The organism is Mesorhizobium sp. BR1-1-3, assembly GCF_020165455.1.
GTDB lineage: Bacteria > Pseudomonadota > Alphaproteobacteria > Rhizobiales > Rhizobiaceae > Mesorhizobium > Mesorhizobium ciceri.
This window is the reverse complement of the sequence record NZ_JAIUIC010000001.1, coordinates 763,708-787,513: the sequence shown is the minus strand read 5'-3', so window position 1 is coordinate 787,513 and position 23,806 is coordinate 763,708. Positions and strand designations below refer to the sequence as shown.

Here is a 23,806-nt window from a genome sequence, read left to right as displayed (position 1 = left end):
ACAGGTAAACCGGCTAGTCTGGACTCCCGAGAGCGGCATTACCCTCGGGAGTTTTCATGGATCTCGCGACCTCGCTTGCCTTTGCGGCCGCCTTCTTCGTGTTCGCTGCCAGCCCGGGTCCGGACAACATGACGATCATCGCGCGCACAATCTCCAATGGCGCCGCGTCGGGCATCGCCTACGGTGCCGGCACCGTGGTCGGCATCCTCATCTTCCTGATCCTCGCCGCCTTCGGCCTGTCGATCGTCGCCGCCAAGATGGCGATCGTCATGACGGTGCTTCGCTATGGTGGAGCGGCCTATCTGGTCTGGACGGGCATCAGGCTGTGGATGGCGGCGCCCGTCATTCCCGAACTGCAGCCCATCTCAGGACGGCGAGGGCTGTTGATGATTTTTGCCACCGGCATCGCGCTCAATCTTGGCAATCCGAAAATGCCGTTGTTCTACATTGCGCTGTTGCCTAGCGTCGTCGGCGCATCGCTCGACGCAGGTCATCTCGGTGTGCTGATGATGGTGATCGTGGCCGTCGAGGTCGTGGTGATCGGCGGTCATGTCGTCCTCGCCGGTCGCGCCCGCAGCCTGTTGCGCACACCAAGGATCGTACGCCGGGCGAACCGCGCGGCGGGCGGTGTGATGATCGGCGCCGGCGTTGCCGTTGTTGCCGCGCGCTGAGCGGATTGCCCAGTCATCACGCTATTTCCTGCGCGCCGCCGCCTCGGCCTGATCGAGGATCTTGCGCAGGAATGCGGCATGGCCGCGGAACGCGCGCCGTCCGCTCGTCGTCGCCCTGACGCGCGTCTGCGGCCGGCGGCCGACGAACAGCTTTCGATGTCGACATAACCAGCCCTGGCCAGCGTATCGAGATGCGCACCGAGATTGCCGTCGGTGACGTCCACGATGGCTTTCAGCCCGGTGAAGTCCAGCGTTTGCCGCCTTTCCAGCATGCTCAGCGCGGCCATGATCCTGAGCCGAGTGCTCTGGTGGATGATTTCGTCGGCACTCATCGATTGGCTCCGGCGCAGCCAAGCCGGAGGCCACCGACAACCATGCTGCCGCCGTGGCGGACCGTCTTGGTAATCTCGAACGGCGACAGCGCCGCTTGCTCCTGTGCGATCGACATTGAAATGCTCCAGCATGCTGTACAGAATACTCTGCCATGTAGAGTTATCTGTCAACTCACGAGCAGGCCGATCTGCGTTCGTGCTTGACAAGACGATGCACCGATCGGCTGTCGCATTGCAGTATAGATCGTCCGCCTGCACGAGATGATCGCACCGATGAGGCAGCGGTCATGATATCGGCGGCCGACGATCGACACGCAAAGCTGCTCGCTGATCTTCGGAGCTTCACGAGAGGAGCGCTTCCGCGGAGTGTGGAGAATGTCGGCGACACATTCTAGCCAATGGTCGAAGATCAGAAGTGAATTTTTGCGACGATCAGCACGATCATGTGCCGATCGTAACCGAAATTTAAGCTGCGAAAATCAGTCTATTGCTTCGCTGGCTAGCAAGCCGCGAGTCAGATATGCATGAGCGCGCCGGGTCATTACGGCCGTCGGCACAAAGGAAGGGGCATCGCATGGCTAAGCAGTCATCCAAAGCGCCGGCGTCCAAGGCACCGGCAAAGAAAGCACCCGCAAAAGCAGCGACGGCAAAGGTCGCAGCTGCAGTGAAGAAAGCAGCACCCGCTGCCAAGCCGAAGGCCGCGGCGGCCAAGGCAAAAGCAGCACCGGCCAAGAAGCCGGCAGCGAAAGCTGCGGCGAAACCGGCAGTGAAGAAGGCGGCACCCGCCAAGGCAGCGGCAAAGCCGGCTGCCAAGGCGGCACCGGCCAAGAAGCCTGCAGCGAAAGCTGCGGCGAAACCCGCAGCGAAGAAGGCAGCACCTGCCAAGAAACCGGCTGCCAAGGCTGCACCAGCCAAGAAGCCGGCTGCCAAGGCTGCTCCGGCAAAGAAGGCTGCGGCAGCGAAATCTTCAGCGCCGGTGAAGAAAGCGGCACCTGCGGCCAAGCCGAAGGCAGCGCCCGCGAAGGCCGGCAAGAAGTAGTCGCGCTTCCCTCGCCGGGGGCGGTGCCGAAACAGTCAAGGGCGGGTGCCTCACAGGGCGCCCCGCTCGTTGTTTAGGCAGTCGGAAGGCGAGAACAGAGGCGGACGGAGGATATCTTTTCGCAGCTCCCAGGATTTCGCCATAGGGCGGAGTCCGGTGGGGCTTTTTTCGTGTCATTCATGCGGGTGATGAAACATCGGCGCGAGGCTCGTCGGTCTTGCCAGTCGGCTGGCGGCTTCGCGCAATCCCGGCAACCATGGTGATGAAGCACCGTCTTCATGGAGCGCTCGCTAAACGGCCCTGGCCGCTGCGTCGCTCGCTGGCGGCTGGGTTTTCCGCTTCTGGCCATTGCCCGATCGCGCCCGATCGGTCAACACTGCCGGCCTGCAAAACAGGAAACGGATCATGCCCAGACTGCTCTATGCGTCGTCTTCTCCCTACAGTTCCAAGGTACGAATGGCGGCAGCCTATGCCGGCATCGCTGTCGATCTGGTGCCGATCAAGACCGAGGAGAAGCCGGCCGACTTGATGATCGCCAACCCGCTCGGCAAGATTCCGGTTCTGGTGCTCGACGACGGTCGCTCCATCCATGACAGTCGCGCCATCACCCAGCATCTCAACCGTTTGTCGAAGAGCGCGCTTTTTCCACGCAATCCCGACAAGCGGCTCGAGGCGGAAGTGCTGGAGGCATTGGCCGACGGCATTTGCGACTGTGCGCTGTCGATGGTCTATGAACGGCGCACGCGGCCTGAGGAGATGGTCTATCAGCCCTGGCTCGATCGCCAGTGGGCGAAGATCACGGCGGCACTCGACCTGCTCAACGCAAACCCGCCGAAGCTGCCGAAAAAGATCACCGCCGGCCAGATGGCGCTGCGCGCCTGCCTTGGCTATCTCGCGCTGCGCTTTGCCGGGAAATGGGAGAAGGGTCGCGCCCGGCTGACGCGGTGGGCGGCACGCTTCGACGAGAAGTTTCCAGAACTGAAGCCCTGCATTCCCGGTTGACCGCCCATTACCCGAATAGATTTACCCGGAAATCACGCGGGCATAAAAAAAGCCGGGCGCGAGGCCCGGCTTTTTCGTGTCGTGGCTTGAACGACTTAGAACTTCATACCGACGCCGAAGGTGACGCGGTTGTCGGTGGCCTTGACCTTGCCGATGCCATCGAAGCTCTTGCTGCCGAAGTCGGTGTAACGATACTCGACACGACCGAAGACATTGTCGGTCAGCTTGATGTCGGTGCCGAGACCGGCGGTCCAGCCGAGCAACGTGGCGCGGTCCGAACCGTATACGTCGTCTTCGACCTTCAGGCTTCTTCCGGCGAGACCGCCGGTGCCATAGAGCAGGATTTCCGGGGTCACGGCATAGCCGAGACGGGCTCGCAACGAACCCTCGAAGCCGGCCTTGGAATTGACGCCAGAATCGTCGCCCTTGACGCCGTTGTAGCCGAGTTCGGCTTCAGCGCCGTAGACGAAGTTCTCTTGCTGCCACTGATAGCCGCCGAAGACGCTGCCGACGAAGCCCTTGGTGCCGACGTCAACATTGTCAACACCCAGATCCTTTTCCTTGGTATGGCCGCTGAAGCCATAGCCGACGTTGAGACCGGCGTAGGGGCCGGCCCACGAAGCGACGGGAAGTTCAGCGATCGGCGCAGGTGCCGGCGGCTCTTCCGAAACCACGTCAGCAGCATAGGCAGTTCCGCTAAGGGCGAAGAGCCCGAGCGCAACGGCCAGCGGCCGTGCGAATTTGAGATTGGCTTGCATTGTTCTTTACTCCTTAAGCCACAGGACACAGGCTTGTTTCTCACGATCGCCATCGACCCGTCCGGGGGGTGAAACGGATCTGGCGTTCGTCGGTTCCAAATGTCGTGTCAAAATGCGGCTGAAGCGAACCTGAACTTGGGTCATTCCCCGGCGCAAATGAGGCAGAACCTTGACGTTGCATCTTCGCAACAGCGAAATGGCAGGAACCATCCGGTGCTGCGCTGCACACCGCTTGGTGCAAGGACTCCAGCACCCTATATTGCGGTCGGGCACGCCTGAGTCCAGGGCGGGCCAAGATGCCCAAACGGCCGTTTCGCCACAATGCTGCCCAAGGTGCGAACACCATTTAACGCATGCCGGGCCATATTTCGCCGGCACTGCTTTTTCGGGCCGAAATTGAGGATTGACACCATATGAGCAAAGCCACTGTCACGGCGCTGGTGACGGGCGGGGCCAGGCGGATCGGCAGGGCGATCGTCGAGGATCTCGCCGCGCACGGTTTTGCCGTCGCCATCCATTGCAACCGCTCGCGCAGCGAGGCCGATGCGTTGGCTGCCGAAATCATCGCCGGAGGTGGCCGCGCCGCAGTGGTCGCCGCCGACCTGACCGATATGGACGCCATCGATGACCTTATCGGCGAGGCGCAAGCAGCGCTAGGGCCGCTCTCGCTGCTGGTCAACAACGCGTCGCTGTTCGAGGACGATTCGGTTCTGGATTTCGACTGGCGGGCCTGGGACCGGCACTTTGCCGTCCATGTGAAAGCGCCCGCGCTCCTGGCGCAGAATTTCGCCCGGGCACTACCGGCAGGGCAGGAGGGCCTGATCGTCAACATGATAGACCAGCGCGTCTGGCGGCCGACGCCGCGCTACTTCTCCTATGCACTGTCCAAATCGACGCTGTGGACAGCCACCCAGATGATGGCGCAAGCGCTCGGTCCCCGCGTCCGCGTCAATGCCATCGGCCCGGGGCCGACATTGAAGAACGCGCGTCAGGACGACAGCGATTTTGCAGCCCAAGTCGATGGCTTGATCCTCAAGCGCGGCCCGGAATTGCCGGAATTCGGCGCCACAATCCGCTATCTCTGGGAAGCGCGCTCGGTCACCGGCCAGATGATCGCGCTTGATGGCGGCCAGCATCTTGCGTGGCAGACGCCCGATGTGACAGGCATGACGGAATGAGTCCTATAGACCACAAAAGCAAGCCGCGCGGTGGCACCGACGATCTGCCCCCCGACATCGACCTCGAGGACGAGGCGGTCGAGGAGATCGTTGAAACCGTCGGTCCCGATGTCGCCTTCACCGCCATCGACTGGACGCCGCATGCCGGCGACGCGGAAGGGATGATCGGCGCCGAGGTGATCCAGACGCTGGTCAAGCGGCTGCCCAACGCGCCCGGCGTCTACCGCATGATGAACGCTGCCGGCGATGTGCTCTATGTCGGCAAGGCGCGCAGCCTGAAGAAGCGCGTCACCAACTACGCGCAAGGCCGCTTCCACACTACCCGCATCGGCCGCATGGTGCGCGAGACGTCGACGATGGAGTTCGTCGTCACCCGCACCGAGATCGAAGCGCTGCTGCTCGAAGCCAATCTTATCAAGCGCTTGCGGCCGCGATTCAACGTCCTGATGCGCGACGACAAGTCGTTTCCCTATATCCTCTTGACCGGCGACCATGTCTCGCCCGGCATCTATAAGCATCGCGGCGCGCGTTCGCGCAAAGGCGATTATTTCGGCCCCTTTGCTTCGGCCGGTGCCGTTGGCCGCACCATCAACTCGCTGCAGCGCGCCTTTCTGCTGCGCAGTTGCACCAACTCGTTCTACGAGAACCGCACGCGGCCATGCCTGCTTTATCAGATCAAGCGCTGCGCCGGTCCCTGCACCGGCGAGGTCTCGCACCAGGACTATGCCGAGCTGGTCAATGAGGCGAAGGACTTCTTGTCCGGCCGCAGCCAGAAGGTGAAGACGGAAATCTCGGCCGCCATGCAGCAGGCGTCGGAAGCTCTCGATTTCGAGCGCGCCGCGATCTATCGTGACCGGTTGGCGGCCCTGTCGCATGTGCAGAGCCACCAGGGCATCAATCCGGCGACCGTCGACGAAGCCGATGTCTTCGCCATCCATCAGGAAGGCGGCCAGGTCTGCATCCAGGTGTTCTTCTTCCGCACCGGCCAGAACTGGGGCAACCGCGCCTATTTCCCCAAGGCCGATCCGGCGTTGGAAGCAGCCGAGGTGCTGGGCTCGTTCCTGGCGCAGTTCTATGACGACAAGCCGACGCCGCGGAACATTCTTCTGTCGCATGGCGTCGAGGATCAGGAATTGCTGGCCGAGGCGCTCTCCACCCGCGCCGGCCGCAAGGTCGCAATCTCCGTGCCGCAGCGCGGCGAGAAGAAGGACCTGACCGACAACGCTTTGCAGAATGCCCGCGAAGCGCTCGGACGCCGGCTGGCTGAAACCTCCACCCAGGGACGCCTGCTTGCCGGTTTCGCCGAGACATTCGGCCTGCCGAAGCCGCCAGTGCGCATCGAGGTCTACGACAATTCGCACATCATGGGCACCAATGCCGTCGGCGCCATGGTCGTTGCCGGACCGGAGGGGTTCGTGAAGAACCAGTACCGGAAATTCAACATCCGCTCGACCGAGATCACGCCTGGCGACGATTTCGGCATGATGCGCGAGGTGATGGAACGGCGGTTTTCGCGGTTGCTCAAGGAGCATGGCGATGTCCCGGCTGGGGATGCAGCCGACGGTTCGGCAGACGATATGGAGGACGATATCTCCGGCAGCTTCCCGGCCTGGCCCGATGTCATCCTGATCGACGGTGGCCAGGGCCAGATGACCGCGGTGCGCAAGATCCTCGCCGATCTCGGCATCGAGGATCGCGTGGTTGCCATCGGCATCGCCAAGGGCCAGGACCGCGATGCCGGCCGCGAGCGGTTCTTCGTCAAAGGCAGGGACTCGTTTTCCCTACCGGTCCGCGACCCCGTGCTCTATTTCGTCCAGCGGCTGCGCGATGAGGTTCACCGTTTCGCGATCGGCTCGCATCGGGCTCGCCGCAAGAAGGAAATGGTCAAGAGCCCACTTGATGAGATCAGCGGCATCGGTCCCGGCCGCAAGCGGGCATTGCTGCTGGCATTCGGCACCGCCAAGGCGGTCAGCCGCGCGGCCATCGAGGATCTGCGGAAAGTCGACGGGATTTCCGAGCAGGTGGCGAAACTGGTCTACAATCACTTCCACGAGAGTTGAAAAATCTGGCACTTTCATCTGGCCTGTCGAATCTGGCCTGTTGACCCCCCACATTCGCTTCTGATTTGAGTAGGCAGGCAGAAAGAGTTTCCCGGATATGGCCAAGCGCGCGTTCAACCTGCCCAACATGCTCACCTACGCCCGCATCGTCGCGGTGCCGATGGTGGTGCTGTGCTTTTTTCTCGAAGGACATCTGAAGTCGAGCGACTTTGCCCGGTGGTCGGCGCTGATCATCTTCCTGCTCGCCTCGATCACCGATTATCTGGATGGCTATCTGGCGCGCGCCTGGCAACAGACCTCCAACATCGGCAAGATGCTCGACCCGATCGCTGACAAGCTGCTGGTCGCCACCTGCCTGCTGCTGCTGGCTGCGGACACCGATCGCCATGCGGGCATTGCCGGCTGGTCGTTGTGGGCGGCGATCATCATCCTGTGCCGCGAAATCCTCGTCTCGGGCCTGCGCGAATATCTGGCGGCGCTGAAAGTCTCGGTGCCGGTGACGCAGCTGGCAAAATGGAAGACCGCCATCCAGATGGTCGCCATAGCGTTCCTCTTGGCCGGACCAGCCGGCGACAAGATCTTTCCGCTGACCACCCAGACCGGGCTGGTGCTGCTGTGGATCGCGGCGTTGGTCACGCTCTACACCGGCTACGACTATTTCCGCGCCGGCCTCAAGCACATCATGGACGAGTGAGATGACGACCCGGCTCATCTATTTTGCCTGGGTGCGCGAGCGCATCGGCATGCCCGAGGAAGACGTCGACTTGCCGGCTGGCATCGAGACGGTCGCCGATCTCCTGCGCTGGCTGAAATCGCGCGGCGAGGGCTACGAGCACGCGCTGCAATATCCCGACGTCATCCGTGTCGCCATCAACCAGGAGCATGTCGAGCACCGCGAGAAGATCGCGGGCGCCCGCGAAATCGCGCTGTTCCCGCCGATGACCGGGGGCTGAAATGACCGGCGGGATCATACCTGTCGTGCGCATTCAGCGCCAAGATTTTGACGTCGCGGCCGAGATCGCCAGACTGACGCTAGGCCGCGCCGATATCGGCGCCGTGGTGAGCTTCTCAGGCCTTTGCCGCGACGAGCAGGGCGCGCTCTCAGCGCTCGAGCTCGAACACTATCCCGGTATGGCCGAAGCAGAAATCGCCCGCATCGCTGCTGAAGCGGTCGAGCGTTGGCCGTTGCAGGGGCTCACCGCCATCCACCGCCACGGGAAGATCGCGCCCGGCGAGAACATCGTGCTGGTGGTGGCAGCCTCCGCGCACCGCCATGCGGCGTTCGAGGCGGCGAATTTTCTCATGGACTATCTCAAATCGCGCGCGCCCTTCTGGAAGAAGGAGCATCGGGCTGACGGTTCGGAGGGTGGCTGGGTCGAGGCCAAGGAAGCCGATGCAACGGCCGCGCAACGCTGGAAAGCGTCCGAATAAGATCGCCGCAGCCATGCATTGACCGCAATCCTTTGGCCAATTGGCGGAATTGGTCAGCCTGGGCATTGGCAGCCCGGGGCATTGGCAGCCCGGGGCATTGGCAGCCCGGGGTGAGGGAGATGGTCATGCTGGACAGGATCGCGGAGTTCTTCATCTTCGGTTTCGTGCCTCTGGTCGTCGGCATATTGGCCGTTCCTGAGCAGTCTGTTGCCGCCGAAAAGGCAGTGAGAGGCGAAGTGATCTATCGCGAGCGCATTGCCTTGCCGCCCAGTGCCGTGCTCTCTGTGCAACTTGCCGACGTGTCGCTGGCCGATGCGCCGGCCACCATTATCGGCGAGCAGAAAGTGAAGCCAGCCGGCCAGGTGCCGATCAGCTTCGAGATCAAATTCGACCCTTCCGTCATCCGGTCGCAGATGACTTACGCGTTGCAAGCCCGCATCACCGTCGACGACAAGCTCCTGTTCATCTCCGATATGCGCCATCAGGTCGATCCGCTGACCGACGTGCCGCAGACCATCATGCTGAAGATGGTCGCCCCGAACGCCGAGCCGACGGTTTCGGTCTTCGACCAGCTCTGGCTGGTCGACTATGTCGACGGCATCGGCGTCATCGCTGCCCCGCAAGCGACATTCAGGGTCAGCGAGGCCGGCAAGGCGGGCGGCAGCGGCCCCTGCAACACCTATTTCGCCACCGCCAAGGTCAATGGGCAAACGATCGTGATCGGAGACATCGGTTCGACCTACAAGGCCTGTGCGCCAGAGGTGATGGCCGAGGAAAAGGCGCTGTTCGATGCGCTGGCCAAGGCGGCGTCTTACCGTGTCGAGGCCGGCAAGCTCATCATATCAGGCAAGGATGGCCGCGAGATCCTGCGCTTTAGCGCGGCGAGCTGACCCCCAACGAAAAAGGCCGGCGAAACGCCGGCCTTCTTTTTACGGAATCCAAGGTCTGGATCGTCGGCTCAGCCGACGATCTCGGTGTCCGAGAACCAGTACTTGATCTCTTCTGCCGCGGTCTCCGGTGCGTCGGAGCCGTGCACGGAGTTTTCGCCGATCGACAGCGCATGAACCTTGCGGATGGTGCCTTCGGCGGCGTTGGCCGGGTTCGTGGCGCCCATCACTTCGCGGTTCCTGGCAATGGCGTTCTCGCCTTCCAGCACCTGGACGACGGTCGGTGCCGACGACATGAATTCAACCAATTCGCCGAAGAAAGGGCGGTCCTTGTGGACGGCATAGAAGCCTTCCGCTTCGCGGCGGCTCATCCAGACCCGGCGCGAGGCGATGACACGCAGGCCTGCCTCTTCCAGCATCCTGGTGATGGCGCCGGTGAGATTGCGCCGGGTTGCGTCCGGCTTGATCATGGAAAATGTGCGTTCGAGCGCCATGGGTCGTCCTTGTCTGAGAATGGAATTGAGAGTGGCGGGCTCTATACAAGCCGCCCGGCCCATTGCCAAGGGGCCCCGATCAGACGGCTGCACAGCAACGCTTTGCTTGCTATAGTCGCGTGTCGGCGCCGCGCTGAGGTCGGGCCGTATGGAGACAACATGACCATGACAGACGATCGTCAGGAACGCATTCGCAACCGTGCGCACCAGATCTGGCTGCAAGAGGGCCAGCCGGCTGGACATCATGAGCGCCATTGGCATCAGGCGGCGGCCGACGTCGACCAGCAGGACGCCGCAGGCAAGTCGGCAGCCAAAAAGCCAACCAAGAAGGCAGCTGGCGCCGCCAAGCCAAAAGCCGCCCCCAAGGAGGCAAAGGCTGCCACGAAGGCCGGCAAGCCAAAGAAGGCGGTCAAGTAAGTTACTGCTTTACGGCGTCAAGCCGCGGCGGCGACCTTTCGCCCCAGCCCGCCATGCAGGTCGAGGCAGCGGGCGAACCACTGCGCCACCACGTCGCCGTCGTCGAGCAATTGGTAGGGCGAGGCTATGCGCGCCCATTGCAAGGCGCCGAAGACGATATAGTCGCCAAACAGCGGCGCCGCGCCGCCGATGAACGGCTGATAGAAGAGCATCGAGCGCAATGGCTCCAGCGAGGCTCTGAAAGTGCCGAGCCCGGCCTCCCTGGCGGCCGTCACCTCCTCCAGCCTCTTGCCAAGACGCTGCTCCCGGCTCTGGCGGAAATAGACGGCGTTTTCCGCGTCCTGCATGGCATGAAGGTCCATGATGGCCGCGGTGGTCACGTAGGGATGAATGGTCACTTGCGACCAGCGTTCGATGAAGCGCGCCATCGCCTCGCCGCCTTCACCGCCAAACAGCGTCGGCCGGTCCGGATAGGCTTCATCGAGATAGAGCGCGATGGCGAAGGAATCCGCGAGGACTGTCTCGCCGTCGCGGATCACCGGAACGGTTTTCGAAACGCCGCCCTCGACAGCGGGCACCTCGAGAAAGCGCGTCGGTACGGTTGATATGTCGAGCCCCTTGTGGGCAAGCGCCATCGCCACCTTCCAGCAATGCGGGCTGAACGGACGTGTGCTGTCGCGTCCGACGAGATCATAAAGCAGAATGGTCATTGGCGGCGGCTCCCGTGCGGGTTAGGTAGGCCCCGCATCGACGCGAGCCGAGGGAAGCCATGAGACAGCATTTCATGATGTTTGCGGCCTATAATCAATGGGCCAATGGCCGCATCTATGATGCCGCCGCCGAACTCGATGATGAGGAATTCAACCGCGATGTCGGCGCCTTCTTCGGCTCGATGATGGGCACGCTCAACCACCTTTTGACTGCCGACCGCATCTGGATGAAGCGCTTCACCGGGGAGGGCGACGCGCCGACTACACTGGACGCTATCCTGCATCGGGGGTTGACCGGCCTGCGGGCGGCGCGTGAAGCCGAGGACAGGCGGATCATCGATTGGGTCGGCGGCCTCAATGACAAGGCGTTGACGGGCCGGTTCACCTACATGACCGTCTCGGACATGCGCACCGTCTCGCAAAGGCTGGCGCCGGCGCTGGACCATGTCTTCAACCACCAGACCCACCATCGCGGCCAGGCGCATACGATCCTGACCAGCCTGGGACGGCCAAGCCTGGGGTTGGACCTGATGCTTTTCCAGCGGACCGAGGAGGGCAGGGCTTTCGCCTGATCGGTGGCGTTGGCGTAGCCAGTCCGAAGGTTGTGCCGGCCATCGCTGCATTTTGTGCTGCAGCATCGTCTTTGCATCAGTAGGCACCGGATGGATTCAGGCAGCCGTCGAAGCCTCGCCCCTGATTTCGTTGTCCAACTGGGACTGGGTCAGGGCCGCTTCCGCCATTACCCACTGCTTGAACAACTGGACCTTGCGTGCGGCAAGGCCTTTCAACGGAGAGACAAAATACCAGCCAGCCGTGTTCGGATGATGGACGGCGAAGGGAGCCACCAGCCTTTCGGCGCGAATGTCGCTGGCCATATAGGCACGGTTGGCCACCGCAAAGCCCATCCCGGAATTGGCTGCCTCGTAGGACATCATGCACGAGTCGAAATAGATGCTCTTGGTCTCGCTGAGCACGAAGCTGGCGCCGGCGAAACCAAGCCAGGACTGCCAATTCTGGGTGCAGGTGTCGGAATGCAGCAGGGTGAAGTGCTTGAGGTCGTCCGGTGTCACCTTCGACAGCCGCTTGTCGCCGAGGACTTCGTGGAACAGCTTGCGGCTGCACACCGGTGTCAGGTCTTCGCGAAACAGCAGATCGGATTGCAGCCCGTGAAAGTGACCGTCGCCATAACGGATTTCGAGATCGAATTCCGAGGCCGTGAGCTCATGCGTCGCGTAGGAGGTTGAGACCCGCATCACGATATCGGGATATTGCTGCTGGAACAGCGGCAGGCGCGGAAACAGCCAGCGTGCCGCAAAGGTCGGCAGCACCGATATTTTTAGCACATGCTCCTGCGATTGCCCGGTCGCTTCCATGCTGGCCGCGACGATTCGCTCCAGCGCCTCGCGAACGCGCGAGACATAGGTCTCGCCCTCCGGCGTCAACGACACCGCATTGCCGCCGCGCTGGAAAATCTTGAAACGAAGCTGATCCTCCAGGCTTTTCACGCGCTGGCTGACCGCTGAAGCGGTAATAAACTGTTCTTCACCGGCGCGCGTGAAATTACCGTGCCTTGCAGCACTTTCCACGATTTTCAGCGAATTGAGGTTGACCTGACTGAGCAGACGCACGGTTTCGACCTTAAGCTTGGCTTACACTAGCACCAGCATTCCTAATTTTACAGGGGTGGGTGAATTAATCGACTGTTTACCAAGTGTTGCCCCCATCCTGGAGAAGTACAATGAACGCCCATACCATTCCCGAACTGCGTTATGCGATGAGCCGCGAAGCCATTATCGGCCATGAAACCGCCTGGAAAGTGTCGAGTTTCGGTGTCGCGCAATATCTGCACGGCTATGACCCGGCACTGCTTGCCGCGATCGAGGAGGCTGCCCTGAAGCTCAAGGCCAGCCATGCCGTGCACAAGCACCTCGATCTGACCTTCATCACCGGGGCCGACCGTTTCATCCCCGAGATCAGGGAATTGCTGCATGACAAGCTGCGCCTGGAGCGGCTGTCCGACATGATGGGCACCAAGCTGGAGCCCTATCCGCTGTCGATCGTCGGCTCGACGGTCACCTTCATGAATCCCAGGGACGGCGCCGTGGAGTGGCATTGCGATGGCGTTCCGGTCACCGAGCTCATTCCGCTGTCGATCAGCAATCCGCTGGTCGGCGGCCACCTCGAAATCTATTGCGACGACTCCGAAACCGGCCGCGCCATTCTCGAATCCGGCCGCGAGATCCCGCGCAACAGTGTCATGCGCATCGATCACAAGATGAACTACGCGACGCTCGGCCAGTTCCTGGGCGTCCTGCATCGCACCGCGCCGATCCGGTTCGGCGAGCGCGTCACGCTGGTGCTCAACCAGCGCTCGGTGGCCAAACCCTATGTCGACGACAACAGAATGTTCTATCTCGCCGCCGACAATGACCACGACCGTGAGTGGGTCAGCGAACTGGCCGAAGATGTCTGGACCAACCAGCTCCCGGCCTACCGTCGGTTCGAGGCGGAGCATCCCGTGCCCGCCGCCGTCGATGCTCCGGTTCCGGGCGGAGCCAGGGAATCATGGTAGTGAACCATGATCCCGAAAAGTCGGAACCGGTTTTCGGACAGGATCATGGTCGAACAGCAAAATAGAATCCCATGCCGATTGTTTCGGCAGGGATCCGGCTCGATATCCGCGTTGGTCTTCGCTGCCGGTGCGGTGGCGTTGTGGTCCACCAATGCCCTGGTCGGCAAATCCCTGCTGGCCGGCCACCCGGTGTCGCAGGTCCAGTTCCTGCAATTTGCAGGCGCTGCACTCGTCTTCGCCGCCATCCGATTGATGAGCCGGAAAAGAGTAGCACCGGTCACGGCCGGGGCGGCGTTCATCTCTCTCGCGGTCGGCTTCATCGGTCTGGTCGGCACCATGGTGCTGCAATACATCGCCTTCGCTTCGATGCCGGTGATCGAGGCCAATCTGGTCGCCTACACCTGGCCGTTGATGGTTGCGGCGGCAGTCATTGCCTTGGAAAATCCGCGGCGTCCGGCACTGTTGGGTCTCGCCGCGGTGGTAGGCTTCATCGGCGTCGCGCTGGTGATTTCGGGAGGGCGCAACCAATCCTGGTTCGACGGCGATCTGGTCGGATATCTCGCCGCATTCGGGTCGGCGCTGTGCATGGCCTTCTATTCGATCATGGTGGGACGGGTCGCCACCCCAGCCGATCGCCTGTTGCTGCCCTCATCGTTGATCGGCGTCGCTTTGACGTTTCTGTGGTGCGCTCGCGACGGTTTCACCTGGCCCATCGGCGCGGACCTGGCTCTCGGCCTTTATCTCGGCGCCGGTCCGATGGGCTTGGGCTACTATTTCTGGTCGCGCGCCTTGAAGCTTGAAGGCAGCGGCAGGGTCGCGGTGGTCGCCTATCTCACGCCGATCGCCTCGACCCTGCTTTTGACCTTGTCCGGCGAACGGCTGACGGTGACGGCCATTGTCGGAGCCATCCTCGTCATCGGCAGTTGTGTCGCGGTCGGTGTGGAACGTTCGGAGGCCGAAAACCATGTTTGACGAGAATGAGCGTCTGGCCATTCAGGAAGCGCATTGGCTGATCGACGAATTCGGCGTCGAGGCACCGCTTTACGCCGCGATGAGGGCCGAAAAGGCGATAGAACAAAAGGATTTCGCGCGCTGCGCCCGCTGGAAGCGTATTCTGGAGATATTGGACGAAAGTCCTGCCGCTAAGTCTGCTGGTTCCAAGTATTAGATTTTCTAATTTGCACGGCGTCGATTTCGCATGAATGCTATTTTGGCCGATTCTTCATTCTTTTATGAGACTTGGCGGTCCGTTGGGGGACGCGGTTAAAGAGATACATCGACACAAGTCTTCGCTGGGGTGGAGGATTTTGTCGCAAATAAGGTGAAAGAATTGTCAAATATCGATGATAAGACCGTTATCGAGCTGACGGCCGATATTGTCTCGGCCTATGTAGGCAACAATCCCCTTCCGGCTTCCGGCCTGCCTGAGTTGATTGCCAGCGTCAGTGCTTCGGTTCGCAAGCTCGCTGGTGCAGTTGTCGCGGAAACACCAAACCTGGTTCCGGCAGTCAATCCGAAGAAGTCGGTATTTCCCGACTACATCATCTGCCTTGAGGACGGAAAGAAGTTCAAGTCGCTCAAGCGGCACCTGCGGACCGACTACGGCCTGAGCCCGGACGACTATCGGGCCAAATGGGGCTTGCCGCCGGACTATCCGATGGTTGCGCCGAACTACTCGGCGACGCGATCGGCGCTGGCAAAGTCGACGGGACTTGGCCGCAAGCCGGCAGCAGCGCCGGCCGCTGTCGCCAAGGCAACGAAGCGCAAGGCGACTGCCTGAGAGCAGGCAAGCCACTGTTCGGCTGCTTTGACGGCGCCCTCGCGGGCGTCGTTTCGAGGCCTTGTGCGGCCAACTGGCCCGCAAGGCCTTGCGAAGCGTTGATGTCCGGTGCAAAAGCGCGGCCATGCTGATCATCAACGACCTATCGCTCCGCATGGCCGGACGCCTGCTTCTCGACCATGCCTCGCTGACCTTGCCAGCCGGCACCAAAGCCGGCCTCGTCGGCCGCAACGGTACCGGCAAGACGACGCTGTTCAAGGCCATTACCGGCGATTTCCCGTCCGAGACAGGCTCGATCAGCCTGCCGAAGAGCACCCGCATCGGCCAGGTGGCGCAGGAAGCGCCAGGCACCGAGGATGCGCTGATCGAGATCGTGCTCAAGGCCGATCTCGAACGCACGGCGTTGCTCGAAGAGGAAAAGACGGCGACCGATCCGCACCGCATCGCCGACATCCATATGCGGCTGGCCGACATCGACGCGCACTCAGCCGAATCCCGCGCCGCCACCATTCTCGCCGGCCTCGGCTTCGATGACGCTGCGCAACGGCGTCCGGCCTCCTCCTTTTCCGGCGGCTGGCGCATGCGCGTGGCGCTCGCCGCGGTGCTGTTTGCCGAGCCCGATCTGCTGCTGCTCGACGAGCCGACCAACTATCTCGATCTTGAAGGCACGCTGTGGTTGGAAAACTACGTGTCGAAATATCCGCACACCGTGCTTTTGATCTCGCACGACCGCGACCTGCTCAACCGCGCCGTCAACTCGATCGTTCACCTCGACCAGAAGAAGCTGACCTTCTGGCGCGGCGGCTACGACCAGTTCGAGCGTCAATACACCGAACAGAAGGAATTGCAGGAGAAGGGCCGCGTCAAGCAGGAAGCCGCGCGCAAGCACATGGAATCCTTCGTCGAACGGTTCCGCGCCAAGGCCTCCAAGGCGAGACAGGCACAGTCGCGCATCAAGGCACTGGAAAAGATGAAGCCCATCGCGGCCCTCGTGAACGACTCGGTGCGGCCGTTCTCCTTCCCCGAGCCGGTGAAGACGGTGGCCTCGCCGATCGTGGCGCTGAACAACGTCAATGTCGGCTACACCGAGGGGCAGCCGATCCTTAAGAAGATGACGCTGCGCATCGACGCCGACGATCGCATCGCGCTGCTCGGCGCCAACGGCAACGGCAAGTCGACCTTCGCCAAACTGCTGTCCGGCCGGTTGAAGCAGGAGAGCGGCACCATGACGGTGGCGCCCGGGCTGAAGGTGGCGATCTTCGCCCAGCATCAGCTCGACGATCTGCGGCCGGACGAAAACGCCTACGAGCATGTCCGCCGGTTGATGCCGGAGGCGCCGGAATCGAAGGTGCGCGGCCGCGTCGCCCAGTTCGGCCTCACGACCGAGAAAATGAACACCGCCGCCAAGGATCTTTCGGGCGGCGAGAAGGCGCGGCTGCTGATGGGCCTGTCGGCCTTCGAGGGGCCGAACCTGTTCATCCTCGACGAACCGACCAACCATCTCGACATCGACAGCCGCGAATCGCTGATCCATGCGTTGAACGAATTCCCTGGCGCCGTCATCCTGATCTCGCATGATCGCCATCTGCTCGAGGCAACCGCCGACCGGCTGTGGCTGGTCAAGGACGGCGCGGTCAACCCCTATGACGGCGATCTGGAAGACTACAAGACGCTGGTCACCGGCGTGTCCGGCGACCGCCGCGGCAAGCGCGAGGCCGACAAGGCATCAAAGGCCGACCGCCGCCGCGATGCGGCGGCACGCCGCGCCGCCTTCGAGCCGCTGGCCAAGGAAATCCGCGCCACCGAAGCGCTGATGGACCGCATCCGCAAGCGCATCGACGGCATCGAGGACGAACTGTCCAATCCGGCGGTGTACGAAAAGGATCCCTCGACGGCGACCCGGCTGGCCAAGGAGCGCTCGCAACTGGCCCAGACGCTGGCCGGCCACGAGGAAAAGTGGCTGTCCATGTCGGCAGAGTATGAGGAAGGCACGGCGGAGTGATTACGCAATCTCCCCACAAGTGGGGAGATTGGCTAATCATCTGGCCCTACACGCGCCCTTTGAAACCCGCTAGTCTTGCCGCATGAACCAGCACGCCAAGCTCAGAATCGGCCATTCCGCCTGTCCGCATGATTGCCCGTCGACCTGTGCGCTCGAGGTCGAACTGCTCGACGGCAATCGGATCGGCCGCGTCCATGGCGCCAAGTCCAACAGCTACACCGCCGGCGTCGTCTGCGCCAAGGTTGCGCGTTATGCCGACCGCGTCCACCATCCCGACCGTTTGCTGAAGCCGCTGATCCGCGCCGGCGCTAAGGGCGACGGCGCCTGGAAGGAAGCGAGTTGGGAGGCCGCGCTCGACCTTGTCGCCGAAAAGTTCATTGCGGCCGAGGAGAGCTACGGCTCGGAGACGGTCTGGCCCTACTATTATGCCGGCACGATGGGGCTGGTGCAGCGCGACGGCATCGACCGGCTGCGCCACGCCAAGAAATATTCCGGCTTTTTCGGGTCGATCTGCACCAATCTCGCCTGGACCGGCTGGATGATGGGCGCCGGCGCCTTGCGCGGGCCGGACCCGCGCGAGATGGCGAAATCCGATTGCGTGGTGATCTGGGGCACCAATGCGGTGGTGACCCAAGTCAACGTCATGACCCACGCCATCAAGGCGCGCAAGGAGCGCGGCGCCAAGATCGTCGTCATCGACGTCTACGAAAACGCGACGATGAAGCAGGCCGATCTCGGCCTTGTGCTGAAGCCAGGCACCGATGGCGCGCTGGCCTGCGCGGTCATGCATGTGCTGTTCAAGGAGGGCATGGCCGACCGCGCCTATCTCTCGAAATACACCGACGACCCGAGAGGGCTGGAAGCGCATCTCGAGACGCGCACTCCGGCGTGGGCGGCCGGGATCACGGGCTTGACGGTCGCCGAGATCGAGGCCTTCGCCCGCCTCGTCGGCACGACCAAGAAGACCTATTTCCGCCTCGGCTATGGTTTTGCACGCCAGCGCAATGGCGCCGTCAACATGCATGCCGCCTCGTGCATCGCGGCTGTCACCGGCAGCTGGCAATATGAGGGCGGCGGCGCCTTCCATTCCAATTCCGGCATCTTCAAGCTCAACCAGGATGTGCTCGAAGGCACCAAGATGCGCGATCCCTCGATCCGCTATCTCGACCATTCGCGCATCGGCCCGGTGCTGACCGGTGCCAGCGATGCGCTCTATGGTGGCCCGCCGGTGACGGCGATGCTGATCCAGAACACCAATCCGGTGAATGTCGCGCCGGAGCAGCGGCTGGTGACGCAAGGCTTCCTGCGCGACGACCTGTTTACCTGCGTGCACGAGCAGTTCATGACCGACACGGCCAAGCTTGCCGACGTCGTATTGCCGGCCACGATGTTCCTCGAGCACGACGATGTCTACAAGGGCGGCGGCAACCAGCACATCACGCTTGGCCCCAAGCTGATCGAGCCGCCGGAGGGACCGCGCACCAACCATTTCGTCATCGAGCAATTGGCTGATCGCCTCGGTGTCGCCGACCGTCCGGGTTTCGGCCTGACCGAGCAGCAGCATATCGACATCATCCTGGGCAAGCGCGGGCTGGGCAGTTTCGAAAGCTTGAAGCAAGACAAGTGGGTCGACCTGCAGCCGGATTTCGAGGCAGCACACTTCATCAGCGGATTTGGCCATGCGGATGGAAAATTCCGCTTCCGCGCCGACTGGACCGGGCAGGCGGCGCCCAACCGGCCGCCCAAAAGCATGGGCCTGTTCGGCCCGGTGGCGCGGCTGCCGGAATTCCCCGACCATGTCGACCTGATCGAGGTCGCCGACGAAGCCCACCCGTTCCGGCTGACGACGTCGCCGGCGCGCAACTTCCTCAATTCGACATTCTCGGAAACACCGGTGTCGAAAGCTAGGGAGGGCCGCCCGGAACTGCTTCTACATCCCGACGATGCCGCGGCACTTGGGCTGGCCGATGGCGACCGTGTCGAGGTTGGCAACCAGCGCGGCGAAGTCGTGCTGCATGCAAAACTGTTCGACGGCATCAAGCGTGGCGTGGTGATCGCCGAAGGCATCTGGCCAAACAGCGCCCATGAGCGCGGCGAGGGCATCAACGTTTTGACCGGCGCCGACGCGCCTGCACCCTATGGGGGTGCTGCCTTCCACGACAACAAGGTCTGGCTGCGCGCGGCAAGGTGAGAGAACTCAGATGCTCTCGCGTCAAATTATACCGGCAGGGCTTCGGCCACCTTCTTTCGGTTTCGCCTAAGACTGATGTCGTCGGCGATCTGCTCGGCCTCGATCGAGATTTCGCGCAGCAATCCGGTGACCGGATTGTGAAAGCCGATGAGATAGAGGCCAAGCTCTGAAGCCCTCGCATTGACGCCGCTGCGCACTGGCTGAACGCCGGGCTCCAGCAATTTGGCGTAGCCGGGCCGGAAGCCGGTGGCGAAGATGATCGCATCGAACTCGCCATGCTTGCCATCGGCAAAACGGGCGCCCTGTTTGGTGATCTCGGCAATGTCGGGTGCGACCTTGATCGCCCCTTCGCGTATTTTGCGCACCGTGCCAATATCGATCGTCGGAATGCGCGACGAGAGCGCGATCTGCTGCAACATTCCTTGCTGCGGCCGCCTGAGCCCATATTTCCCGAGCCTGCCCAACGCCAGATCGAGGATGACGGGAAACAAGGCATCGTTGATGCGCTGCGGCATCAGGCGTGCCGCCATGCCAATCATCTGGATGGGCACGCCAAGCAGTTCGCGCGGTACGATATGAACGCCGCCGCGCACCGAAATCGTCGGCCGCGCACCGCCCTCCACCAGATCGAGCGCGATCTCGGCGCCGGTATTGCCCATGCCGACGATCAGCACCGGCCGGCCGGCGAAAGGCACTGCGTTGCGATAGTCGGCGCTATGCAGCTTTTGGCCCTTGAAGGCATCGGCGCCGGCAAATCCGGGCATCAGCGGCTCTGCGTTGTTGCCAGATGCAATCACAACGTTTGAAGCATGCAAGGGACCGGTCGTCGTATCCACGAGCCAGCTTCTGCCCCGCCGGGTGATCGCCCGCACTGTTTCTCCAAATCGCGGCCGCAGATCGAAACGTTGCGCGTAGGCATCGAGATATGCCGCGAAGAGATCGCGCGGCACGTAACGCGGATAGTCCCTGGGAAAGGGCGCGAAGGGCAGCGAGGAAAAACGCTTGGCCGTGTGCAAATGGACGCGCTCATAGTGGCGTCGCCAGGCGGGTGCGGCCTGCTGCTCCTTTTCCAGCAGGACGAAATCCTGCCCGCTCTGCCGCAGGCACGCGGCAATGGCCAGGCCCGCCGGCCCGGCACCGATGATCGCAACTGGGGTGGTGTCGTCCAAGCGCGCCTCCGCGGCAGAATTCACAGCCCGAGAATGTCAAAAACATGGTGGGAAAGTAAAGGCCTGCCGCGCGACAAATATTTAGACAGGCAAAGGCACCGTCAACCCTACCTTGACCCGGTCCATGGCAACGAACGTGCGGAATTTGCGGACATTGTTGCTGTCGAAGAACAGTTTTCGCGTCAGCGCCTCATAGGCGCCCATGTCGGCCACTGTGATGACCAGGATGAAGTCGGCCTCGCCGGTGACGTAATAGCATTGCTGGACCTCGGGGGTCGCCGAGAACTGCCGCTTGGCCGCGTCGATCAGTTCGGCGCGTTCGCTCTCGAGTTCCACCTCGACGAAGATGGTGATGGGTTGGCCGACCGCTGCCGGCTCGACGACAGCGACATTGCCGGCAATAACCCCGGTCTGCTCCATGCGCTTGATGCGGCGCTGCACCGCCGGCGCCGACAGGTTCACCGCCTCGCCGATCAACCGCTGCGGCGTCGTGTTGTCGCGCTGCAGGATGGCAAGGATGGCAAGATCGAAACTGTCGAGCGAGGGCGGCAATACAGGCAATGGAGAGACCCCTGGCGAAACAAACTTGCATTTGGGAGGCCATATTACAGCGCTCTTTGCGTTGCTCCTGCAATATGTTCTCGCTGACCCAACGGGACCGGCCAATGTTCCTGCTCAACCGCAACGCATCGCACCGCCGGCCGCTCGACCCGATCGATGCCGATACCCTTGGCGTGGCCGGAGCCGACACGGTCGAGCGTTTTCTCAGCCACCGCGACAATCACCGGATGACGCCGCTGCATGCGCTGCCGGCGCTCGCCGGCGAATTCGGACTGGGCGCCATCCATATCAAGGATGAGGGCTTTCGCCTCGGCCTCGGCAGCTTCAAGGCGCTTGGCGGCGCCTATGCCGTCTTCCGCCTGGTTCTGGAGGAGGCCGGCAGTCGCCTTGGCCGGCTCCTCGATGTGGCCGATCTCGATCGGCCTGACGTGCGGGCCGTCGCCGCGGCGATGACATTTGCCTGTGCGACCGACGGCAACCATGGCCGCTCCGTCGCGCAAGGCGCGCAACTCGTCGGCGCGCGGGCGGCGATCTTCGTCCACGCCGGCGTCAGCGAGGAGCGCATCGCGGCGATCGCCCGCTATGGCGCCGAGATGATCCGCGTCGACGGCAATTATGACTATTCGGTCAGGCAAGCTGCCCAGGTTTCGGCCGACAAGGACTGGACCGTGGTCTCCGACACCTCGTGGCCGGGCTATGAGCGCATTCCCGGCCTGGTCATGCAGGGCTATACCGCGATCGTACGCGAAGCCTTGCGCCAACTCCCTCGGACGCCGACCCACGTCTTCGTGCAGGCCGGTGTCGGCGGCATTGCCGCCGCGCTGGCCGGTCATCTGGCCACCGTGCTCGGTGACGCCAGGCCGACCTTCATCGTGGTCGAGCCGGCGCGTGCCGCTTGTGTTTTCGCAGCCGCCCAGGTCGGGCGCCCGGTCAAGGTCGCGCACGGCCAGCCGACGGTGATGGCCATGCTTGAATGTTACGAAGCCTCGCCGGTCGCCTGGCGGGTGCTGGCGCGGGCCGCCGACGCCTTCATGACGGTGGATGAGGACGAGGCCATCGCGGTGATGCGGCGGCTGGCCTGGCCGACCGGCGGTGGCCCGGTGATCGTCGCCGGCGAAAGCGGTGGTGTCGGCCTTGCCGGGCTGATCCGGGCGGTGGCCGACAACCGGGCCGATCTTGGACTTGACGGCAAATCGCGGGTGCTGGTGATCAACACCGAAGGCGCCACCGACCCGCATCGCTACGCCGAACTGGTTGGCATGAACCCGGCCGATGTGATGACAGCCGAGGCAACGGCATGATCGCCATCGATGCGCAGCGCCTGCTCGGCCGCATCCGCGAACTCGGCGCTGTTGGCCGGGATGGCGAGGGCAGGCTGACCCGGCTGGCCGCCTCAGACACCGACAGGCAGGGCCGCGACCTCTTCGTCGGCTGGCTTCGGCAGGCCGGGCTCGATGTCGCCATCGACCGGGTCGGCAACATTTTCGGCATCTGGCAAAACCCGGAAATTACCGGGCAAGCGCCGCTGCTCATCGGCTCGCACATCGATACCGTCATCGATGCCGGCATTTATGACGGCTGCTACGGGGTGCTTGCCGGGCTGGAAGTGATCGAGACGCTCAAGGCGACGGGCTTTTCGCCGTCGCGCCCGGTCGCGGTCGCCGCTTTCACCAATGAGGAGGGCGTACGCTACACACCCGACATGATGGGCTCGCTGGTCCACGCCGGCGGCATCGATGCCGAAACGGTGCTGGCGGCCGTCGGCACCGACGGCAGCGTGCTCGGGCAGGAGCTTGCCCGCATCGGCTATGCCGGCGACCGGGAGCCCGGCTTCCTCACGCCGCACGCCTATCTCGAACTGCATATTGAGCAAGGGCCGGTGCTGGAGCGCGAAGGCTTGCCGGTCGGCGCGGTGGAGAATCTGCAAGGCATCTCCTGGCAGCGCATCACCATCGACGGCGTCGCCAACCATGCCGGCACCACGCCGATGTCGATGCGCAACGATGCCGGCCACGCCGCCGCCCGGGTCATCACCTTCCTGCTCGACCGGACCAAAGCCTCGAACGCGCCGACCGTCGCCACCGTCGGCACGATCCGCTTCGAGCCGAATGCCATCAATGTCATCCCTTCGCGCGCGGTCTTCACCGTCGATCTGCGCGATCCCGACGAACAGCGCCTGCAGGCGGCGGAAGCGGCGCTTGCCGCCCATCTCGAGCAGCTTGCCGCCGCTGAGAACGTGACGGTTTCGGTCGAGCAACTGGCCCGCTTCGAACCGGTGATCTTCGACCTGCGCATCGTCGAACAAATCGAGGCCGCCGCGAAACGCCGTGGCCTCGGGGTCAGGCGCATGACATCAGGCGCCGGCCACGACGCGCAGATGCTGGCGTGTATCGCGCCTGCGGCGATGATCTTCGTGCCGAGCGTTGGCGGCATCAGTCACAGTCCGCGCGAACACACCGATGATGCCGAGCTTGTTGCCGGCGCCAACATCCTGCTTGATGTGGCCGCGCAACTGGCAAAGTAGGTCAGAAGGGGCAGAAGCAGAAGGGGCA

Annotated in this window: 25 protein-coding genes and 1 pseudogene; 19 read left to right on the top strand and 7 right to left on the bottom strand. The window is 62.9% G+C overall.

All coding sequences use genetic code 11. From position 1 onward, the window contains the following. Positions 1–56: 56 nt before the first annotated feature. Positions 57–671 (top strand): LysE family translocator, encoded by a 615-nt coding sequence (locus tag LB559_RS04000; protein ID WP_224673070.1) that lies wholly within the window; start codon positions 57–59, stop codon positions 669–671. Positions 672–692: 21 nt separating this feature from the next. On the opposite strand, the pseudogene LB559_RS03995 reads toward LB559_RS04000, so the two are convergent. Beyond that, positions 693–1,003, bottom strand: a pseudogene (locus LB559_RS03995) (transcriptional regulator). Between the two features lie 574 nt (positions 1,004–1,577). Here LB559_RS03995 and LB559_RS03990 point away from each other — a divergent pair. Both LB559_RS03990 and LB559_RS03985 read left to right on the top strand, forming a co-directional pair. Next, positions 1,578–2,042, top strand: a complete 465-nt coding sequence (locus LB559_RS03990; protein WP_024504297.1) for a hypothetical protein — start codon at positions 1,578–1,580, stop codon at positions 2,040–2,042. A 405-nt stretch (positions 2,043–2,447) separates the two neighbouring features. Then, a complete protein-coding gene (locus tag LB559_RS03985) occupies positions 2,448–3,044 on the top strand; it encodes a glutathione S-transferase family protein (RefSeq protein ID WP_013532484.1) in 597 nt (198 codons plus the stop codon). Positions 3,045–3,139: 95 nt separating this feature from the next. On the opposite strand, the gene LB559_RS03980 is transcribed toward LB559_RS03985, so the two are convergent. Further along, entirely contained in the window at positions 3,140–3,802 is a 663-nt protein-coding gene (locus tag LB559_RS03980) for an outer membrane protein (RefSeq protein ID WP_013532483.1), read from the bottom strand. 413 nt (positions 3,803–4,215) lie between these two features. On the opposite strand from LB559_RS03980, the gene LB559_RS03975 reads away from it, so the two are divergent. The 6 genes from LB559_RS03975 to LB559_RS03950 all read left to right on the top strand — a co-directional run bounded on the left by LB559_RS03975 (position 4,216) and on the right by LB559_RS03950 (position 9,361). Further along, the gene (locus LB559_RS03975; RefSeq protein WP_013532482.1) at positions 4,216–4,980 is read left to right on the top strand and encodes an SDR family oxidoreductase; all 765 of its coding nucleotides are present in this window, start codon (positions 4,216–4,218) and stop codon (positions 4,978–4,980) included. After that, complete coding sequence (gene uvrC / locus LB559_RS03970) at positions 4,977–7,040, top strand: excinuclease ABC subunit UvrC (protein WP_063171807.1); 2,064 nt, start codon at positions 4,977–4,979, stop codon at positions 7,038–7,040. The genes LB559_RS03975 and uvrC overlap by 4 nt, the downstream gene beginning before the upstream one ends. A 97-nt stretch (positions 7,041–7,137) precedes the next feature. Continuing rightward, positions 7,138–7,734: a CDP-diacylglycerol--glycerol-3-phosphate 3-phosphatidyltransferase gene (gene pgsA / locus LB559_RS03965; protein WP_013532480.1), complete on the top strand. Its 597-nt coding sequence runs from the start codon at positions 7,138–7,140 to the stop codon at positions 7,732–7,734. 1 nt (position 7,735) lies between these two features. Beyond that, positions 7,736–7,993, top strand: a complete 258-nt coding sequence (moaD, locus tag LB559_RS03960) for a molybdopterin converting factor subunit 1 (protein WP_013532479.1) — start codon at positions 7,736–7,738, stop codon at positions 7,991–7,993. A 1-nt stretch (position 7,994) separates the two neighbouring features. After that, a complete protein-coding gene (locus LB559_RS03955) occupies positions 7,995–8,471 on the top strand; it encodes a molybdenum cofactor biosynthesis protein MoaE (RefSeq protein ID WP_224673069.1) in 477 nt (158 codons plus the stop codon). Between the two features lie 125 nt (positions 8,472–8,596). Further along, positions 8,597–9,361, top strand: a complete 765-nt coding sequence (locus LB559_RS03950) for a YbaY family lipoprotein (RefSeq protein ID WP_224673068.1) — start codon at positions 8,597–8,599, stop codon at positions 9,359–9,361. Between the two features lie 68 nt (positions 9,362–9,429). Here the strand turns inward: LB559_RS03950 and ndk are convergent, their stop codons facing one another. Further along, positions 9,430–9,852, bottom strand: a complete 423-nt coding sequence (ndk, locus tag LB559_RS03945; protein WP_013532476.1) for a nucleoside-diphosphate kinase — start codon at positions 9,850–9,852, stop codon at positions 9,430–9,432. Positions 9,853–10,011: 159 nt separating this feature from the next. Here ndk and LB559_RS03940 point away from each other — a divergent pair, with 159 nt between their 5' ends. Beyond that, on the top strand, positions 10,012–10,269 hold the full coding sequence (locus tag LB559_RS03940; protein WP_224673067.1) for a DUF2934 domain-containing protein: 258 nt from the start codon (positions 10,012–10,014) through the stop codon (positions 10,267–10,269). A gap of 17 nt (positions 10,270–10,286) precedes the next feature. Here the strand turns inward: LB559_RS03940 and LB559_RS03935 are convergent, their stop codons facing one another. Continuing rightward, complete coding sequence (locus LB559_RS03935) at positions 10,287–10,979, bottom strand: glutathione S-transferase family protein (RefSeq protein ID WP_013532474.1); 693 nt, start codon at positions 10,977–10,979, stop codon at positions 10,287–10,289. A gap of 59 nt (positions 10,980–11,038) precedes the next feature. Between LB559_RS03935 and LB559_RS03930 the strand changes: the two genes are divergently transcribed. Then, the gene (locus LB559_RS03930) at positions 11,039–11,551 is read left to right on the top strand and encodes a DinB family protein (protein WP_027162724.1); all 513 of its coding nucleotides are present in this window, start codon (positions 11,039–11,041) and stop codon (positions 11,549–11,551) included. Between the two features lie 96 nt (positions 11,552–11,647). Here the strand turns inward: LB559_RS03930 and LB559_RS03925 are convergent, their stop codons facing one another. Beyond that, positions 11,648–12,607: a LysR substrate-binding domain-containing protein gene (locus LB559_RS03925; RefSeq protein WP_024504291.1), complete on the bottom strand. Its 960-nt coding sequence runs from the start codon at positions 12,605–12,607 to the stop codon at positions 11,648–11,650. A 110-nt stretch (positions 12,608–12,717) separates the two neighbouring features. Between LB559_RS03925 and LB559_RS03920 the strand changes: the two genes are divergently transcribed. The 6 genes from LB559_RS03920 to LB559_RS03895 all read left to right on the top strand — a co-directional run bounded on the left by LB559_RS03920 (position 12,718) and on the right by LB559_RS03895 (position 19,524). Then, entirely contained in the window at positions 12,718–13,551 is an 834-nt protein-coding gene (locus LB559_RS03920) for a hypothetical protein (RefSeq protein ID WP_024504290.1), read from the top strand. Between the two features lie 45 nt (positions 13,552–13,596). Beyond that, positions 13,597–14,523 (top strand): DMT family transporter, encoded by a 927-nt coding sequence (locus tag LB559_RS03915; protein WP_224673066.1) that lies wholly within the window; start codon positions 13,597–13,599, stop codon positions 14,521–14,523. Beyond that, entirely contained in the window at positions 14,516–14,719 is a 204-nt protein-coding gene (locus LB559_RS03910; RefSeq protein WP_027162726.1) for a hypothetical protein, read from the top strand. The genes LB559_RS03915 and LB559_RS03910 overlap by 8 nt, the downstream gene beginning before the upstream one ends. Positions 14,720–14,881: 162 nt before the next feature. Further along, complete coding sequence (locus LB559_RS03905; RefSeq protein WP_013532467.1) at positions 14,882–15,331, top strand: MucR family transcriptional regulator; 450 nt, start codon at positions 14,882–14,884, stop codon at positions 15,329–15,331. 124 nt (positions 15,332–15,455) lie between these two features. Then, positions 15,456–17,333 (top strand): ABC-F family ATP-binding cassette domain-containing protein, encoded by a 1,878-nt coding sequence (locus LB559_RS03900; protein ID WP_027162727.1) that lies wholly within the window; start codon positions 15,456–15,458, stop codon positions 17,331–17,333. A gap of 82 nt (positions 17,334–17,415) precedes the next feature. Next, positions 17,416–19,524: a molybdopterin-dependent oxidoreductase gene (locus LB559_RS03895; RefSeq protein ID WP_224673065.1), complete on the top strand. Its 2,109-nt coding sequence runs from the start codon at positions 17,416–17,418 to the stop codon at positions 19,522–19,524. A gap of 26 nt (positions 19,525–19,550) precedes the next feature. Here the strand turns inward: LB559_RS03895 and LB559_RS03890 are convergent, their stop codons facing one another. Beyond that, positions 19,551–20,693 (bottom strand): flavin-containing monooxygenase, encoded by a 1,143-nt coding sequence (locus LB559_RS03890; protein WP_224673064.1) that lies wholly within the window; start codon positions 20,691–20,693, stop codon positions 19,551–19,553. An 81-nt stretch (positions 20,694–20,774) separates the two neighbouring features. After that, on the bottom strand, positions 20,775–21,254 hold the full coding sequence (locus tag LB559_RS03885) for an Lrp/AsnC family transcriptional regulator (protein ID WP_027163349.1): 480 nt from the start codon (positions 21,252–21,254) through the stop codon (positions 20,775–20,777). 104 nt (positions 21,255–21,358) lie between these two features. Here LB559_RS03885 and LB559_RS03880 point away from each other — a divergent pair, with 104 nt between their 5' ends. Together LB559_RS03880 and LB559_RS03875 are read left to right on the top strand one after the other, a co-directional pair. Continuing rightward, positions 21,359–22,555, top strand: coding sequence for a diaminopropionate ammonia-lyase (locus tag LB559_RS03880; RefSeq protein ID WP_224673063.1), 1,197 nt, complete (start codon positions 21,359–21,361; stop codon positions 22,553–22,555). Beyond that, positions 22,552–23,778, top strand: coding sequence for a Zn-dependent hydrolase (locus LB559_RS03875; RefSeq protein ID WP_127366034.1), 1,227 nt, complete (start codon positions 22,552–22,554; stop codon positions 23,776–23,778). The genes LB559_RS03880 and LB559_RS03875 overlap by 4 nt, the downstream gene beginning before the upstream one ends. Positions 23,779–23,806 lie beyond the last annotated feature (28 nt).